Source organism: Octadecabacter arcticus 238 (genome assembly GCF_000155735.2).
Lineage (GTDB): Bacteria > Pseudomonadota > Alphaproteobacteria > Rhodobacterales > Rhodobacteraceae > Octadecabacter > Octadecabacter arcticus.
The window spans coordinates 4,937,975-4,953,708 of sequence record NC_020908.1 but is presented as its reverse complement, the minus strand read 5'-3'; the positions used below and the strand labels follow the sequence as shown (position 1 = coordinate 4,953,708).

General features: G+C 55.0%; 10 protein-coding genes and 6 pseudogenes. 6 read left to right on the top strand and 10 right to left on the bottom strand.

Annotated elements, in window-relative coordinates:
• Positions 1-80 precede the first annotated feature (80 nt).
• The 3 pseudogenes from OA238_RS32245 to OA238_RS25580 all read left to right on the top strand — a co-directional run.
• Positions 81-161, top strand: a pseudogene (locus OA238_RS32245) (IS6 family transposase); the annotation flags it as partial.
• Between the two features lie 108 nt (positions 162-269).
• Positions 270-1,517, top strand: a pseudogene (locus OA238_RS30970) (IS256-like element ISOan6 family transposase).
• 47 nt (positions 1,518-1,564) lie between these two features.
• A pseudogene (locus OA238_RS25580) lies at positions 1,565-2,144 on the top strand (IS6 family transposase); the annotation flags it as partial.
• Here OA238_RS25580 and OA238_RS35340 read toward each other — a convergent pair.
• The 3 genes from OA238_RS35340 to OA238_RS25565 all read right to left on the bottom strand — a co-directional run bounded on the left by OA238_RS35340 (position 2,145) and on the right by OA238_RS25565 (position 4,273).
• Positions 2,145-2,708 carry a DDE-type integrase/transposase/recombinase gene (locus OA238_RS35340; RefSeq protein WP_044037653.1) on the bottom strand — a complete coding sequence of 188 codons (564 nt, stop codon included), beginning with the start codon at positions 2,706-2,708 and terminating at the stop codon, positions 2,145-2,147.
• Positions 2,705-3,187 (bottom strand): transposase, encoded by a 483-nt coding sequence (locus OA238_RS35335; protein ID WP_015493572.1) that lies wholly within the window; start codon positions 3,185-3,187, stop codon positions 2,705-2,707. The genes OA238_RS35340 and OA238_RS35335 overlap by 4 nt, the downstream gene beginning before the upstream one ends.
• Before the next feature lie 165 nt (positions 3,188-3,352).
• Complete coding sequence (locus OA238_RS25565; RefSeq protein WP_015497417.1) at positions 3,353-4,273, bottom strand: tetratricopeptide repeat protein; 921 nt, start codon at positions 4,271-4,273, stop codon at positions 3,353-3,355.
• Between the two features lie 664 nt (positions 4,274-4,937).
• Between OA238_RS25565 and OA238_RS25555 the strand changes: the two genes are divergently transcribed.
• A protein-coding gene (locus OA238_RS25555) for an IS3 family transposase (protein ID WP_085982789.1) occupies positions 4,938-6,430 on the top strand; the annotation gives its coding sequence in 2 pieces (ribosomal slippage) (positions 4,938-5,388 and positions 5,388-6,430; 1,494 coding nt in all).
• 18 nt (positions 6,431-6,448) lie between these two features.
• Here OA238_RS25555 and OA238_RS25550 read toward each other — a convergent pair.
• Positions 6,449-7,033, bottom strand: a complete 585-nt coding sequence (locus OA238_RS25550; RefSeq protein ID WP_144055987.1) for a hypothetical protein — start codon at positions 7,031-7,033, stop codon at positions 6,449-6,451.
• A gap of 118 nt (positions 7,034-7,151) precedes the next feature.
• On the opposite strand from OA238_RS25550, the gene OA238_RS25545 reads away from it, so the two are divergent.
• Entirely contained in the window at positions 7,152-8,219 is a 1,068-nt protein-coding gene (locus OA238_RS25545) for an IS630 family transposase (RefSeq protein ID WP_015497414.1), read from the top strand.
• A gap of 160 nt (positions 8,220-8,379) precedes the next feature.
• Here the strand turns inward: OA238_RS25545 and OA238_RS25540 are convergent.
• Both OA238_RS25540 and OA238_RS25535 read right to left on the bottom strand, forming a co-directional pair.
• A pseudogene (locus tag OA238_RS25540) lies at positions 8,380-8,808 on the bottom strand (IS30 family transposase); the annotation flags it as partial.
• Between the two features lie 34 nt (positions 8,809-8,842).
• The gene (locus OA238_RS25535; RefSeq protein ID WP_015497412.1) at positions 8,843-9,775 is read right to left on the bottom strand and encodes an IS1595 family transposase; all 933 of its coding nucleotides are present in this window, start codon (positions 9,773-9,775) and stop codon (positions 8,843-8,845) included.
• A gap of 328 nt (positions 9,776-10,103) precedes the next feature.
• Between OA238_RS25535 and OA238_RS25530 the strand changes: the two are divergent.
• Positions 10,104-10,709, top strand: a pseudogene (locus tag OA238_RS25530) (IS30 family transposase); the annotation flags it as partial.
• Here OA238_RS25530 and OA238_RS25525 read toward each other — a convergent pair.
• The 4 genes and pseudogenes from OA238_RS25525 to OA238_RS25510 all read right to left on the bottom strand — a co-directional run bounded on the left by OA238_RS25525 (position 10,708) and on the right by OA238_RS25510 (position 15,691).
• On the bottom strand, positions 10,708-11,787 hold the full coding sequence (locus OA238_RS25525; protein ID WP_015497411.1) for an IS4 family transposase: 1,080 nt from the start codon (positions 11,785-11,787) through the stop codon (positions 10,708-10,710). The pseudogene OA238_RS25530 and the gene OA238_RS25525 overlap by 2 nt on opposite strands.
• Positions 11,788-11,868: 81 nt before the next feature.
• Positions 11,869-12,294 (bottom strand): annotated as a pseudogene (locus OA238_RS25520) (transposase); the annotation flags it as partial.
• A gap of 65 nt (positions 12,295-12,359) precedes the next feature.
• Positions 12,360-13,295, bottom strand: a complete 936-nt coding sequence (locus OA238_RS29440) for a Csu type fimbrial protein (RefSeq protein ID WP_015497410.1) — start codon at positions 13,293-13,295, stop codon at positions 12,360-12,362.
• Positions 13,286-15,691 carry a fimbria/pilus outer membrane usher protein gene (locus OA238_RS25510; RefSeq protein ID WP_015497409.1) on the bottom strand — a complete coding sequence of 802 codons (2,406 nt, stop codon included), beginning with the start codon at positions 15,689-15,691 and terminating at the stop codon, positions 13,286-13,288. Before OA238_RS25510 ends, OA238_RS29440 begins: the two co-directional genes overlap by 10 nt.
• Positions 15,692-15,734 lie beyond the last annotated feature (43 nt).

Genomic DNA, 15,734 nt, shown 5'->3' with positions numbered 1-15,734 from the left:
TCGCAAACTTTTGGGATCTTTCGTTTGTTGGCTAATTTTGCGACATGGTTCTCAAACAAGCAAGCAACAGGGTGTATCGGATGTCGGTTGATTTCAAGGGAGCCCATTATCCTAAGAGCGTAATCCTGTACGCGGTTTATTTCTATGTGCGATATGGAGTTCCTATGAGCTATGACTGAATCTGGTGTTTGAGTGGTTTGAAGGTTGGCGGCGTATCTGGTTGAATTGTTGTTGGAAGACAGCAGCCCAACCAAAGGAGATACACCACCATGGGAACTACTAACATTGTTGATTTTGCGCGTCGAGACGAGATGACGGACGCGTTGACGGAGTTGCTGAAAACGGGAGCACAACAATTGATCGCGACAGCAGTTGAGGCTGAGCTTGTCAGTTATTTGGCGCAATTTACCGGCTTACGCACCGATGCCGGTCACGCGGCAGTCGTGCGTAATGGACATCATCCGGCCCGCCCGTTTCAAACGGGCATTGGCCCTGTGAGCGTGCGCATTCCAAAGGTTCGGTCCAAGGACGGCACACCGGTGACATTCCGGTCTGCCCTGGTGCCGCCCTATGTGCGCCGCACGAAGACGCTGGAAGCGGCCTTGCCATGGCTTTACCTCAAAGGGATCTCCAGCGGCGAGATGGCTCCCGCCCTCAAGGTTCTTCTGGGCCCAGATGCCGTTGGCTTGTCGGCTAATACGGTTTCGCGTTTAAAACGCGATTGGGCCAATGAATACGAGGCTTGGAAAGGCGCTGAGTTAGATGACGAGCCCATCGTCCATATCTGGGCCGACGGCGTTCACAGCGGCCTTCGGGGCGAGGATGACAAGCTCTGTGCCCTTGTTATTATTGGGGTAACTGCCCGTGGCAAGAAGCGATTTCTGGCAATTGAGGATGGGGTGCGCGAGTCCACGCAGAGCTGGCGCGAGGTTCTGCTTAACCTCAAAAGCTGAGGCATGAATGCGCCCAAACTGGCCATCGGGGACGGTGCCATGGGGTTTTGGGCGGCCATGGACGAAGTCTATCCTGAGACCCGCCATCAACGCTGTTGGCAACACAAAACGATGAACGTGCTCAATTGTTTACCCAAGCTGTCTCAGCCAAAAGCCAAGGCCGCGCTGCACGACATCTGGCAGGCCGAGACCAAAGTCGATGCAGAAAAGGCGTTCGATCTGTTCATCAAAACCTACGAACCCAAATATCCCAAGGCCACACTATGCCTGCAAAAAGATCGTGAGGAACTCATGGCATTCTTCGACTTCCCGGCGCAGCATTGGCAAAGCATCCGCACTAGCAATCCAATTGAATCGGCCTTCGCGACGATCCGGCATCGTACCAAGCGTTCAAAGGGCTGCCTGTCACGCGATGGCATGCTGCACATGATGTTCAAACTGGGGCAATGTGCTGAGCAAAATTGGAGGAAGCTACGCGGCTTTGACTACCTCGCAAAAGTCATCACAGGCGTCACGTTCAAAGACGGAATCGAAACCACAAACCCCGACCAGATCACCGCATGACCAACAATACTCAAACACCAGATTTGACAATAACTCAGAAATTCATGGAGGAGCGTGGGGCTGAAGTTGACCATGCAACCTTGAACCGTTGGGTGGTTAAGTTTGGGCCGCTGATGGCGATACAAGCGCAGTCCCGCAAGAAGCCAACCGCCAAATCTTGGCGCATGGACGAAACCTACATCAAGGTTAAAGGCAAATGGACCTACTATTACCGGGCGGTCGACAACACTGGAAGAAACCCTTGATTTCATGCTGTCTGAGCGTCGCGACAAGGCTGCGGCCCGTCGGTTTTTCAAGCGCGCGATTGGCACGAATGGCGTGCCTGACCGTGTCGTCATCGACAAGAGCGGCGCCAATCTGGCGGGTCTGCAAAACATCAATGTGATCCTGAAGTTCACGGGCTCAGGCAACACCATCAAGATCCTGCAGGTCAAATACCTCGACAACATCATTGAACAGGACCATCGCTTCGTAAAGCGGATCACGGCCCCGATGCTTGGCTTCAAGGCCTTCCATTCTGCCGAGGCGACCTTGGCTGGGATCGAGACCGCGCACATGATCCGAAAAGGGCAGCTCCATGCCAACGGCCTCACCGCGTTTCAGCAGTTTGCGGAGCTCGCAGCATAATTATGTCCAGCCGATGTCCGCACTCAAACTCCAACAAAACTTGCGACAGAACCCGCTCTCCGCGTGCTCGACGCGCCAGCCAACAACGCGGCGGCTGAAGATGTCGAGGATGACATAGAGATAGAAGTAGGACCATTTCACCGGGCCCCTCAGCTTGGTGATGTCCCAAGACCAGACCTGATTGGGGGCTTCAGCTAGAAGTTCAGGCTTTTGATAGACGGGATGTGTGCGCTGTCGGCGGCGTTCGCCAACTTCGCCCTGCGCGGCCAATATCCGATACATCGTGCGGATTGAACACAGATAGGTGCCTTCATCCAGCAAGGTGGCAAAGACCTCTGTGGGCGTCTGATCCGCAAAGCGGGGTTCGCGCAGGTGGTGCAATACCTGGTCTCTTTCCCTTTCCGGCAGAGCCCGCGAAGACGCTGCGCGCGGTGGGCGTGTGCGTGGTGGTGCCGTCAGCGCCGCACGCTGTCGAAGAACGCTCGCGCGCGATAATGATAGCGCGGCGCAGACAGCCGAGGTCAAGCCGCTGCCGGTGGGCAATGCAATCGCGACGGCCATCATGATTTGCCGCTGCGCTCTTGCGTCTGCTCCATCTCGTCCAGAAGTCCCGCCACTTTTTTTTGGATGGCAATGATGGCTTCCGCCTGATCCAGACGGCGCCGCAAGGCTGTCACCTCACGGTTGGCCTTGGCCAGCTCAGCTTGCAATGGATTGGCAGGTGCCTTTTGTGGGCCACGGCGCATTGGCTGCAATGCACCCAATGTGCCGGCCGCCCGCGCACGGCGCCAATCGGTCAGTGCAGAGGAATAAAGCCCCTCCCGCCGTAGAATGGCGGAAACCCCGCCAGTGTCTGCCACTTGGTCCGTCTCATCCAGAATGCGCAGTTTGTATTTGGCTGTGAAGTTGCGTCGCTTCGGGATGCTCGTCAGTTCCGCTGTGGGAGCCAACGGCGCATTAACAACGCGGGGAGGCGACGTCGGGGCCAAAACGGCTCCAGATCCAGCATCTGGCGAAAGTGGTGATTGTGAAGGCATAACCATGGGTTCGTTCTCCTACGCCCTCAAGTGTAAACTTTAGCCAGTCAATTGTCTCACCCTTATTGGCACGGAGGGAACCGATGCTTTTGCTTTGGAACCTTGTCACGACGATCGCCGTTGAACTTGTGTGGCATCTACAGCATCCTAAAATAACTGAACAACTCCGTATCAAACCAAACTGGGTCCGTGCAACAAGGTCCATTCGCGGGCCTTGGTTTGTGCTTTGGAAATATCAACAGAGGTCATTTGTTTGGCTGCTGCATCTCTACCCTTAACCCCATCGGGCTCCCCTTTAATCGCAGCAACATTGAACCACATGTGTGCCCTGATAAAGTTTTGGGGAATACCATGGCCAAGTGCGTATATGGTGCCCAGATTCAACTGGGCATCAGCATCCCCTTGTTCAGCAGCCAATTGGTACCACTTGGCAGCTTCAGCATAGTCTTGAGGAACGCCTTCACCTGTGTCGTACATGGCACCCAGATTGTTCTGGGCATCAGAATCCCCTTGTTCAGCAGCCAAACGGAACCACTTCACAGTTTCAGCATAGTCTTGAGGAACGCCTTCGCCATTCTTGTACATGTAACCAAGATTGTATTGGGCAAGAGCGTGCCCCTTCTCAGCCGCCAGACGGTACCACTTCACAGCTTTAACATAGTCTTGAGAAACAGCTTCTCCGTTGTCGTACATAAGGCCAAGATTATAAAGGGCTTTAGACCCACCGTGTTCAGCAGCGCGACGATACCACTTCATAGCTTCCGAAAAGTCTTGAAGGACGCCCTTACCTTTGTGGTACATAAGGCCAAAATTGCTCTGGGCTTTTGCATGCCCCTGTTGAGCGGCTAGGCGGTACCAATTCATAGCTTCAGCATAGTCTAGAGGAACGACTTCGCCCGTGTCGTACATAAGGCCAAGATTGTATTGTGCGGAAGCATTGCCCTGTTCAGCAATCGTCTTCCACTCAGTCAGGGCATTAGCATAGTTCTTTGCATTATATGCAGCCAGACCTCTTTTAAAAGCCTCAGATGAGCCGATCAAAGATACAGAACGAGATGAAACATGGGAAACAGCTGGGAGATTATGTGTCATGTTTTGGGTTCCTTTCTTAGGATGATTTGGATTAGTAAGCGCCGCGGCCGGGAGTAACCGCACCGAAGGTTTGAAGGATCAAAAACAGATGGAGCAAAAGGCTGCGTAACGCCGTATAGGACAGGTCCATTTCGACCATCTGGTCAAATTCGATCTCAACTCAACCAGACACTTGAAAAAGACTCATGATGCTGGGCTTGACTGCCAGCGGACTCAATCCCGCGAAGGGCATTCAGCAACTTCACAGAGAAAGGCTGAGCTTATCTGGCGTAGCGGTTGGGAAACACAACGTTGATCACCCAGCCGCAATCGCTCAGCGCGGTGATCTGAACGGAATACTGAGTACTTGTCATAGAGGTGTTAACTTGGGTTTCAGTTTTTGGTGCTAACAATGATGGTGGCATATGTATAACTCCTAGTATTCAAGCTAAAGTTTAGTTCCACTGAGGTGCTTTAAATATAGCTAAAGCTGTTGAGTCTTTAATGGTCCTGTAAGAGTAGAAAGACAGGTTATAAGAGAGCAGACGTATCCATTAGACTAGCTGCCCCTCGCTAGCAGAGAGCTTAGCGGGCTGAACAGCGCGAGACCCGCCCCTCCGTGCCAATAAGCGTGAGACAATTGACTGGCTAAAGTTTACACTTGAGGGCGTAGGAGAACGAACCCATGGTTATGCCTTCACAATCACCACTTTCGCCAGATGCTGGATCTGGAGCCGTTTTGGCCCCGACGTCGCCTCCCCGCGTTGTTAATGCGCCGTTGGCTCCCACAGCGGAACTGACGAGCATCCCGAAGCGACGCAACTTCACAGCCAAATACAAACTGCGCATTCTGGATGAGACGGACCAAGTGGCAGACACTGGCGGGGTTTCCGCCATTCTACGGCGGGAGGGGCTTTATTCCTCTGCACTGACCGATTGGCGCCGTGCGCGGGCGGCCGGCACATTGGGTGCATTGCAGCCAATGCGCCGTGGCCCACAAAAGGCACCTGCCAATCCATTGCAAGCTGAGCTGGCCAAGGCCAACCGTGAGGTGACAGCCTTGCGGCGCCGTCTGGATCAGGCGGAAGCCATCATTGCCATCCAAAAAAAAGTGGCGGGACTTCTGGACGAGATGGAGCAGACGCAAGAGCGCAGCGGCAAATCATGATGGCCGTCGCGATTGCATTGCCCACCGGCAGCGGCTTGACCTCGGCTGTCTGCGCCGCGCTATCATTATCGCACGCGAGCGTTCTTCGACAGCGTGCGGCGCTGACGGCACCACCACGCACACGCCCACCGCGCGCAGCGTCTTCGCGGGCTCTGCCGGAAAGGGAAAGAGACCAGGTATTGCACCACCTGCGCGAACCCCGCTTTGCGGATCAGACGCCCACAGAGGTCTTTGCCACCTTGCTGGATGAAGGCACCTATCTGTGTTCAATCCGCACGATGTATCGGATATTGGCCGCGCAGGGCGAAGTTGGCGAACGCCGCCGACAGCGCACACATCCCGTCTATCAAAAGCCTGAACTTCTAGCTGAAGCCCCCAATCAGGTCTGGTCTTGGGACATCACCAAGCTGAGGGGCCCGGTGAAATGGTCCTACTTCTATCTCTATGTCATCCTCGACATCTTCAGCCGCCACGTTGTTGGCTGGCGCGTCGAGCACGCGGAGAGCGCCAGCCAGTTCAAAGAGCTGTTCATCGACGCGATGGAAAAACACGAGGTTCCACGCGATCAGCTGACATTGCATGCAGATCGCGGTGGGCCCATGAAGGCAAAGACGACAGCCCTGATGCTGGTTGATCTTGGTGTGCTCAAGTCCCACAGTCGGCCCCACACCTCAAACGACAACCCGTTCTCCGAAGCCCACTTCAAAACACTGAAATATCAGCCAGAGTTCCCCAAGAACTTTGAAACCATCGAGCAGGCTCGCGCATTCTGCCGCAGGTTCTTTGCATGGTATAACCAAGACCATCATAACGCCGGGATTGGTCTGATGACGCCCGACCAAATCCATTTTGGGCAGGCCCAAGAAATCTACACCGCGCGACAAGCAACACTAGACGCGGCATTCCTCGCCACGCCCGAACGCTTCGTACACAAACCACCAAAACCGCCTCAAATCCCGACCGCCGTCTGGATCAACCCACCAAAACCAACCGAAGAAACCCAAGCCTAAAGTCCAAAAGCCACTGTCTCAAAGTCGTTGACACGTTCCGAACAGTGCTTCGCCCGTATCGGCGTCCGTCACGCTCAGCGTACCGCCCACAGTCAGGGTCGCGCCCGTATCCTCGGTCACATTCCCCGCCGATGTACCGCTGATCAAAGTAGTTTCATTTTTGACGGCCGTCGTTGAGGAGCCAGCCAGTCCAGCGTCGGCACCAAAAACCACAAGAACAGCGCCAACCGCCTCGTATAAGGTGATGTCGCCAGCACCAATTTGCACAACAACTTCGGAAATAAACTCTGCGGTCGCCTGCGACACCCCCAAGGCACCATCCGCCATACTGTTGAGATCTTCGGCACTGACCAAAAGCTCTTGACCATTCATCAATGTCACACGCGCCGAGCCATCCATGAGTTGTTCAACTTTAGCTACACCGCTAATACTATCCAACGATACCAATGGAGCGCCTTCAGCCTGGGCCATTAAAGGCAAAACCATGCCAACCATAGACCCCAACTTTGAATACTTCTTCAAAGAAAAAAGCCAAGCAGTTACTCTCGGAACCACCAGCTTACTGGCGGCTAATGTTCTATCGAATTGGATATTATAAATCAAAGCTACAATCCAAAAGATAGTTTATCTATACTCCTGCGCCTGAATTGACCTAACGATTTTGGGCCTGCGATTCACTTCGTCGCATGGCCAAAGGCGGTTCAGTCTGTATTTTGAGTTTATGAGCAAGCAATACAAAACAGTCTCCTTATCCGACGAGCAGCGCATAGCACTTGAAGCGCTTTGCCGCCGCCGCAAAGTTGACGCCCTTGTTTGGAAACGGGCGCGCGCGTTTCTTCTTTTGGACGCAGGAGAAGACGCCGGAACGGTTTGCCGGATTTTGGATATTGGCCCGACAGTTTTGACGGAGTGGCGATTAGCCTTTGCCGGTGCGGGACTATCGTTTTTCGGTCTGAAGGACTACAGCCAGCGTCAGGGTCATTTGTCCGTCGTGCAAGAGCAGGCGGTGAGAGCCCATTTCACCGCGCAGCCTGCCCGCAATGCCGATGAGGTCTGTGCCTATGTTCTAGCCGAGTGCGACCAAAACTACAGCACGTCGGGAGCCGCCAAGCTGATGCGCCGCCTGGGGTTCGCGTATAAGAAACCACAATTGCTGCCTGCACAGGCCGATGAAGCCAAGCAGGCTGCGTTTATTGCCAAATATGAGGCCCTGATGAACGGGTTGGCCGCAGATGAGATGGTTGTCTTTTCGGACGCTGTCCACCCCGAACACCAGAGCCGCCCCGCCCATGGTTGGTTCCCCAAGGGACAAAAGACGGCCCTGAAGGCGACATCAGGGCGCAAGCGGCTCAACATTCAGGGCGCGCTTGACCTTGAGACTTTCCAGTTCACCTTTGTGGAAGGCGAGAAGATCAATGCCCAGACAACCCGACAGATGCTGGAAAAGTTGGAACGCAACAACCAAACCAAGACGGCCATCCACGTCTTTGTCGACAATGCCCGCTATCATCATGCCAAGATACTACAGCCATGGCTGGACAGCCCAGAACGTCGGGTGAAGTTGCATTTCTTAACAGCATATGCCCCGCACCTCAACCCGATCGAGCGTCTTTGGGGTGTTATGCACAAATGGGTCACCCACAATCGGCACTATGCAACGTTCAACCAATTCACAGAGGCCATTTTCGACTTCTTCCGCAAGACCCTGCCAGAAAAATGGCCAGAGTTCCGCGACACCGTCACCGACAACTTCCGCGTCATATCGCTCAAGGAATACAAAGTGATTTGAGGGGAAAACCTCAGGTCAATTCAGGCGCGGGAGTATATATTTATTTAGCAATGTCGTTAAACTTAGGCAAAAACTATGCCAACTAAGCGCGGCGAAAGAGTTATTGTCAAATCTGGTGTTTGAGGGTTGTTGATGGCGTTGTTGCACATACTGCCTGGATTCAAACATCAAGTGCAACGGTTGATTTGAAGGCCGCGATTTCGTCGGCCATGGCTTCAGCGGGTGTTCTCCATCCGAGGGTTTTTCTCGGACGGTTGTTCATCAGGTTTGCAACGTCGTTCAGCCATGTTTGGCTTGCACCGTTCAGGTCAGTTCCTTTGGGCATGTACTGACGCAGCAGTCCGTTGGTGTTCTCGTTGCTGCCACGCTGCCAAGGCGCATGCGGATCGCAGAACCAGATATCGATCTTCAACCGTCTGGCCAGTTCGGGGTGGCAGGCCATCCACTGCCCGGCAGTGGTTTGCTCGCAAACCATGAGAGGGTCGGAGCCGCGGTCGTAAGTCATGCTCTTGCGCAAAGCAGCGGGTAGTCGTCTCATCTGGCGGGTGAAGCTGTCGAGCGCGGCCTCGGCCCCATTGCCGTCCATTTTGCAAGGCTCAATTTGCATTAGCTATGCACATGGTCTAACCGGCAGGATCCCTGCTGCTGCGGCGAGGACTGCGCGTGGTGTTGGCTGCCTTGGAAGCACTGCGAGATGAAACCATCTGAGATAGCTGTCGAGATACTTGGTGGCGACGAAGGAAGGACTTGAGCCGCTCATGGCGGCAGTTGACGGTCTGGATGTGCAGTTCTCCCCGGACGCGCTCGCCAGCGGTTTGGTTGAGCGCCTCATGGCTGATGCCCATCGCGGCGGCGCAGGGCGGATAACTGGTGCAGCCGTCAGTGACCAGCAGGGCGTCCTGATCAAGAACTGGCTGCAAAACCGCTTGCAAATGAGCGGCAGACACCGCCGGCAATATGGCGCTGACGGTCGCGCCGGAGCGGTCGGCGGCCACCAAAACTGGAACTTGCTCATGCGATACCCCCCGTTTGGACGCCTTGCCGCCGCGCCTGCGGGCCTTGCGATCGAGGTTCCGTTCGCCTTTACGACTGCTCAAGACAAATGTCTCATCGGCCTCGACGATACCGCGCAGTTTGATCGCGCCAGCCGTCACAGCCCGCAGGAAGCGGTGACGCCAGCGAAAAGCCGTGCTGCTGGCCACCCCGCAGCGGGCCGCCGAGGTCTTCACCGTGTCGCCATCGCTTAATGACCCAGCAAATTCCGTCCAGCAATCTTTGTGTCGCAGCCGAGCTAACGGCGTCCCAGTTAGGGCGTTGAAGGTTTTGCTGCAGATCTTGCAAAAATACCGCTTCAGCCCGTTAGAGCGGCCTCGGATCACAGCCCCGCCCGCCGCACAATGCGGACAGTTTCGTGCCGTCCCGATCCGCTCCTCCAACAGTCCGATCACGGCTTCCAGCGACGGCTGACCAGCCAGCAACCGAACCGTTGCGATCCGCTGGTACGAGGACAGATCATCAATCTCAGATAGCCAGGCCAGATAGTCGTGATGGTCCATGCGCGCCTCCTGAGTTCACTTTTTGTTCTATATCATTGGGGAGTGCATAGCTAATGCGAATTGAGCCATTTTCAAACTATCCAACATCAAAGCAGGTTGGTTTTGCTGAGCCGATTGCGCGAATGAAACGGCGTGAAGTGCCGCAGGAATGTTTCCGAGATCGTGAGGTGATGTCAAAGTGGATTGACGCAAACCTCCGAAAAAAGGTCAGTGACTCTACTTTATTTAACATAACTACTATTATACGAATTAAGCTTGTACGCGGGGCACATTTTATACTGGGTTGCGACAAATCCCCTATCTTGCTGGAAAGCAAGGAGAACGGAAGATGGCCCACACTGAGTTAGGTTTACGTGAAAGACGCACAATCGAAGATATGCTTAATGCAAAGATGTCGGTAGACAAGATTGCTGCTGAGATCGGCAGGCATCGTTCAACCGTGTTCCGAGAGATCAAACGGAACAGGTTCGTCGATGATGAGTTGCCGAAGCTGAATGGCTACTACGGAATGAATGCGCAACGGACAGCAGTGACTCGGCGTGCGCGGCGTCGCAAGCTGGTGCGGTTTGTGGACCTGCGAAAGCACGTGATCACGCAGCTGGAGGCCGGATGGTCGCCCGAACAGATCGCCGGTCGCCTACAATATGACGGCCAATCTTTGCGCGTCAGCCATGAGACTATCTATGCCTACGTTTACGGTCCAGATAGCCAGTCCGAAGAATTGGCGCGCCATCTGCCGCACCGACGCAAGAAACGTCGACCACGGTGCCGCCGCACGCCGCGTGGCCTTGTTTTCCCGCCCGATCGGTCAATCCATGAACGACCAGACTACGTTAAAACACGTGAGACTTTTGGCGAATGGGAAGGCGATCTGATGATCTTTGAGCGCGCACAGGGCAAGACCAACGTGGCGTCCTTAGTCGAACGCCATACTACACGACTCTTGTGATTATGGGTGGAATTAGTAGCCACGGTGAGACAGCGGCGTTTGGGTCTGACCTGAGCAGTTTACGGAGCTGATCGAAGCCAATTCGAAAGAATGACTTTGCAAAATATCCGTGTTTTTTCCGCTTCATTTTCCCGCCTCCAATAAGCTTTGTGGCGGTTTTAGATGCCCATGCAACCGCGAGCGCAACGAGACCTAAAAGAAGCTCAAGTTTTTGGGAGATGGTTAGTCGTGTGTCTTCAAGATTGAAGCCGCGTGCCTTTGTGTCGCCAAAGAGGCTCTCAATGGCCCATCTTTTCTTGTAGGTGGCGAGGGCCCGATGTGCGGGCCGATTAGAGACGACGATCAAAAGCTCACCCCCCTTGATGCGCTTTGCAGCAAAGCTAAACCACGTGGCCTCCCCCAAATTGTTGCCTCCAAATCGGGCATCAAAGTTGCGCTTACCGCGACAGGTGCGCAACAAGGTGCTTAGATTTTGCGTTTTCCCGTCCTGTGTGGTCACAAGTTGGTTTGCTTTGATACGGATGACAAATGGGACGTTGTTTTTATGAAGAAAATCCAACCATTGTGCTCCAATGAATTCCCGGTCCGCTAACAAGAACTTGATGGTGGAGACCTCAAACACCGACAGATAACGTTTCATCAAGGCAATGCGCTGAGCAGTATCGCTGTTCCCTGCACGCCCCAAAACGCTCCACATCAACGGAATACGGTGGCGGCGTGTGACAAGGGCTAAGACCAAGAAGTTGACATGGCGTTGGCTAATTTTCCAATTTGTTCGGTCCAAGCATAAATGCCAGGTGGGGCCAGAACCAATCATTTCAACAAGCAAGGGGGCCGCCCAATCCGAGCCAAGATCAACATGCTGGAAAAAGCGTTGTAGGCGACGGTAGGTGCTTTCAACCTTGCTATCGGTAGGAAACTCACAGGCCAGATGGCTCAAATTTACCGTCCGGGCATTCACCATTCCCATGATCAAGAGGCACATCGTTTCAAGGCGACTGTTGCTCAACTCTAAATGGGGGGATAACCTCTTCTTGCGGGTCGTCAGGGCTTTCGTGATCATCAGTGGAACCCTTTTTAGCGATAAGAGTCCGCTCCTAAATCACCTTCTGACACCCTCAACCACCCTACTGTCGTGTAGTATGCCAAATATCTTCAGACCCGTACTATCTACAACTAATTCGATTGGGCCGGCCCTTTGGGCTTTAGATTTTTCTGGCATGCTGAGCTCCGGACCTCTCCGCGAGAGGGTCGAGAAATCCGGAACGGGAACATCCAGCCCCATAAGCCGCGCCAAACTGCCGACCAATCCTTGCGTCTGCCGCAAAGGTTGTTTGAAAACCATACCCAGCGTCAGGCATACTGATATGACCATATCAGAGTATGTGGGTTGGCCGCCTGGCGTCTGACGTTTATCGGCAAGCCACTTATCTTCAACCTCAGGGCTTAACCAAATTGTCACATCACCACGCTGACGCAGGCCTTCATTGTACACTCGCCAGTTGGTGACCTTCTGTCACTTCTTTTCAAACTTGTGGCGGCGGGAAGCGTTGAATTTATGCGGCATCATGAATATCCAAGTCGTTGGCAAGCTAGGTGTCTAGCAGACCCGCTGGGGTCCCTGCAACAACGCCCTCAGTAGGTAACCGTCACTACGACCGAGTCCGAGTAACTGCCAATGGACATCGTTTGATTGCCAAAAATTCTCCCGTAGACCGTCAACAACTGATATGCGCCCGTGCCGAAGCCCTCAGCCACCGTCGCCGGGCTGACGCCCCATGCGGAGGTTCGTGACGGATCATGATAGAGTCCGTACGCAAGCAGATTGGGGCCATTCGCCATGCGCCGACCCGTTGCTCCGGCGTCTGCGGGCTGAAGGCCTGAGCCGATACTGATCGTGTATGGTGAGGCATTTGTGCAGGACACCTCAATGGTTGCTGTCTGGTCCACCGGTGCGACAATTGCTGTATCGATGACACCAAAGTCCATGTTTGAGACGTTTATTGTACAACTGGTCGTTAAGGTTGCGCTAACCGTGAAGGCGCTTGCGGGGTCGGACTGGTCGCACCCGAGCGCGCCATAGGATATTTCAGTATCTACGCCGGCGTCAAAATGGGAACTGTAAGCTCCGACGATCGCATTTGACCCAACCGCCGTCACCTCTGCATAGAGCGTCGGCGCAATCATGGCGCTGCCAGTTGCATCGAGTGCCATGGCATATCCGACGGCCTCCCACGTCGTGCCGCCGTTGGAAAAGCTGTTTTGGCTGCTAAGCTGATACTGAAGTGTCGCGGAGCCCGCTCTGGTCAGATAGCGGGGTGATTGGCCCGCAGCTGCCCCACCACTGCCCGAACCGAGGGTCAGGCAGGCCTGTATCGTCGTACCTGGTGTGCCGCCAAAGCAGGAAATTGTGACCGGGCCACTGGTCTGCTGGGGCAGTCCATCCCGGACTGAGATCGTCCCAAAATCCAGGGAAACAATATTGGTCTCGCAGACCAGTGCCGCGCGGGCCTGCAGGGCGAAGAGGGACAAGACGGCAGATAGAATAAGACCACGCAGCATCATCGGCATTCCACCCCATCGATATAGACTTGCGCATTAGAGGTCTTGGCATAAGTAAACTCCGCCGCACATGTAATGTTGGAGGTTTCGACAATAATATGATTTTGCGCACCCAGGCCCTCGATCCAGACTTCGCCGTCATATCCCACAGTAAACGGGGTCGAATTCCCCTCCAACCGGACGGTGCTGCCGGGCTGCAGCAGCGTTCCCGCAGCGTCTCGCAGAACGACAAGCGCGGCGCTATCGGTATTGCCCTCGAAATCGACGGTGACGCCAGAGTGCCGCGCTGGGACCACGTCCTGTGCCGTTGCCACAAGATTTGCATCCAGCGGCAGAGCCAGGGGATTGATCGAAATTCTGTTCACTCGGAAAGATGTCAAATCGGGGACTATCGCTCGGCCGAACGGTCCGGTTTCGGCAACCAACCGGTTGTTGAGGCTTACTGGGACATCCGGCACACCCACGTTGACGATTGCAAATCCGTCGACGACCCTGTTGCTAGCAAAGAGCCCACCCCCCGCAAGGACGAGTGCCCCATCTAACCTGGCAATGACATCGGTGCCATGACTACTGTCACGCAGTGCCAGATTTCCACGACCGTAGCTCGTCTGATACGTCGCCCTCAGCGCCGCGGTCTCATGTGACAGGGCGATGCGATAGCCAAAACTGCCCGGTGCCCGATCTGCCGATTGCGATAGGCTGGCGACAGGAGTGATGTTGCCTGATCGGTCGCGGCGCAGTCCTGCTCTGGCATGTGTCCCTGGTCCCAGCAGAAACGACAAGCTGACCGATATACCACTGCCTCCATCCCCAACGACATCCTGGAACGCAGAAACCCGAAGCGCTGCCGACGGCCCGGGAAGTTGCCGATAATAAGAGGCATGCAGAAACGTGTTCGTCATGTTTCTGCGTTCCGAATTGATCACCCTCAGCCCGATTCTGTCCTCGTTCGCAAAGATGGGGAAGGTCAGCGACAAGGCGTCCAGCGCCTTGACGGGGCCTTGGGAGATGCCCAGCAAATCTGACGTTGAGATCGACGCTAGATCTTGATAATTTCCAAAATAGCGTGTGCTACTCAAATTAACCTGGATTCCTGCCAGTTCGGTGCGCAAAGTTCCGTATGCAAAGCTGCCGGTCTCGGCCCCGTTTGCACTCTTGCCTGCAGCCAGTGTGACCTCGGCACGATTGAACAGTGCTGTGCTCAGGCCCAGCCCGGCCATCCACATGTCATTCATTGCTTCGGCATGCGCTTCGACCGTCAGGCGGTCAGATAGCCCATAGCGCAGACTGGCTGCTCTGGCTATCTTGTCATCATAGGATATATCGCCATTGCTCGAAGTCTGGCGCAGCCGTCCGATGTTCAGCGAATAGTCTAGTGTGCCCCTTGCAAGAAGGTTCTGTGTCGCAAAGAACGGGACGGTGGTTGACTGTTCATTGCCACCTGCATCACGGATCACGAAGACGGCCTCGCCACTACTGGTGATCATAGGAACATCCGTCAGGTTGAAGGGCCCAGCAGGGATGGCCCCGGAATATGCGCGAAGGTTGTCCACAAAGACGTCGATGGTCGAGGGCACCGTTGCCGTTCCGGAATAGGACAACAGCGGATTGGTCACCACGTCGTTGCGCAACGAAAAATCCCGTCGGGCTTGCAGCCCGCCCATGCGGACCGGACGCGTCCAGGCGAGACCGGTTGTAGTGAAGTCCCCAGCCGTCAGGGTCAACATCTGGCCAGGCAAGTGGCTCGTAAAATACGTGTCATGGCGTCTGACGGCAGCTTGGCCCGAATAGCTCAGTGGCGCACTGACAGAGCCGGTGTGGGTCAGGACACCGAGCGGCGTGTAAGCCCGCAGCTCAAGTCCTGCGAACGCATCGGAACGTCTGAAGTCAGCGCTCGGGACATTGTAGCCAAGGTTAGCCGACACTCGGTAGTTCAGGACGAGACCAAAGCCAGTCTGGACCTGCGGCATCTCACGACGAGGGGTGGCGGAAATCTCGGCTGGAACAAGCACCGCAGCATCTGCCGTAAGATGCAGGGTTTGTGTCGGTGCGTCATAGTTGTAGGCAAGTCCCGGGATATGGTCCAGAAAAAGCGTCCCGCTCAGGTTGCGAGGGGCGGAAATCCCGACGCGTTCCAGTTCGCTTCGCCGGGCTGACATGCGATTGGATTGGCGTGACAGCTTGAATTCGGCGATCAGGCCGGTGCTCTGACCGTTCACCGAAACCAGAAGATACAGCGCTTCGTCCGTGACCGGGTCATAGTCCCACGTGGCATCTGTGGAAGATGCATCCACCGACCGCCACGCCGGTGCGTCCATTGACTGCGCACAAAGGGACTGATCAGCCGCTATTCCGGCGACGCAAAAGGCTGTCGCAAATGCGAGGCTCCATCCCCAATTGAGCATCTATCTCTCCCTCCGTCATGTGCCGGGTGGCAGCGCAACGTCG

Coding starts and splice junctions, on each gene's coding strand:
- OA238_RS35335 (WP_015493572.1), bottom strand. CDS start 3,187: ATGGTTATGCCTTCACAATCACCACTTTCGCCAGATGCTGGATCTGGA.
- OA238_RS25565 (WP_015497417.1), bottom strand. CDS start 4,273: ATGACACATAATCTCCCAGCTGTTTCCCATGTTTCATCTCGTTCTGTA.
- OA238_RS25525 (WP_015497411.1), bottom strand. CDS start 11,787: ATGATCACGAAAGCCCTGACGACCCGCAAGAAGAGGTTATCCCCCCAT.
- OA238_RS25545 (WP_015497414.1), top strand. CDS start 7,152: ATGAGCAAGCAATACAAAACAGTCTCCTTATCCGACGAGCAGCGCATA.
- OA238_RS35340 (WP_044037653.1), bottom strand. CDS start 2,708: ATGATGGCCGTCGCGATTGCATTGCCCACCGGCAGCGGCTTGACCTCG.
- OA238_RS29440 (WP_015497410.1), bottom strand. CDS start 13,295: ATGCCGATGATGCTGCGTGGTCTTATTCTATCTGCCGTCTTGTCCCTC.
- OA238_RS25535 (WP_015497412.1), bottom strand. CDS start 9,775: ATGGACCATCACGACTATCTGGCCTGGCTATCTGAGATTGATGATCTG.
- OA238_RS25510 (WP_015497409.1), bottom strand. CDS start 15,691: ATGCTCAATTGGGGATGGAGCCTCGCATTTGCGACAGCCTTTTGCGTC.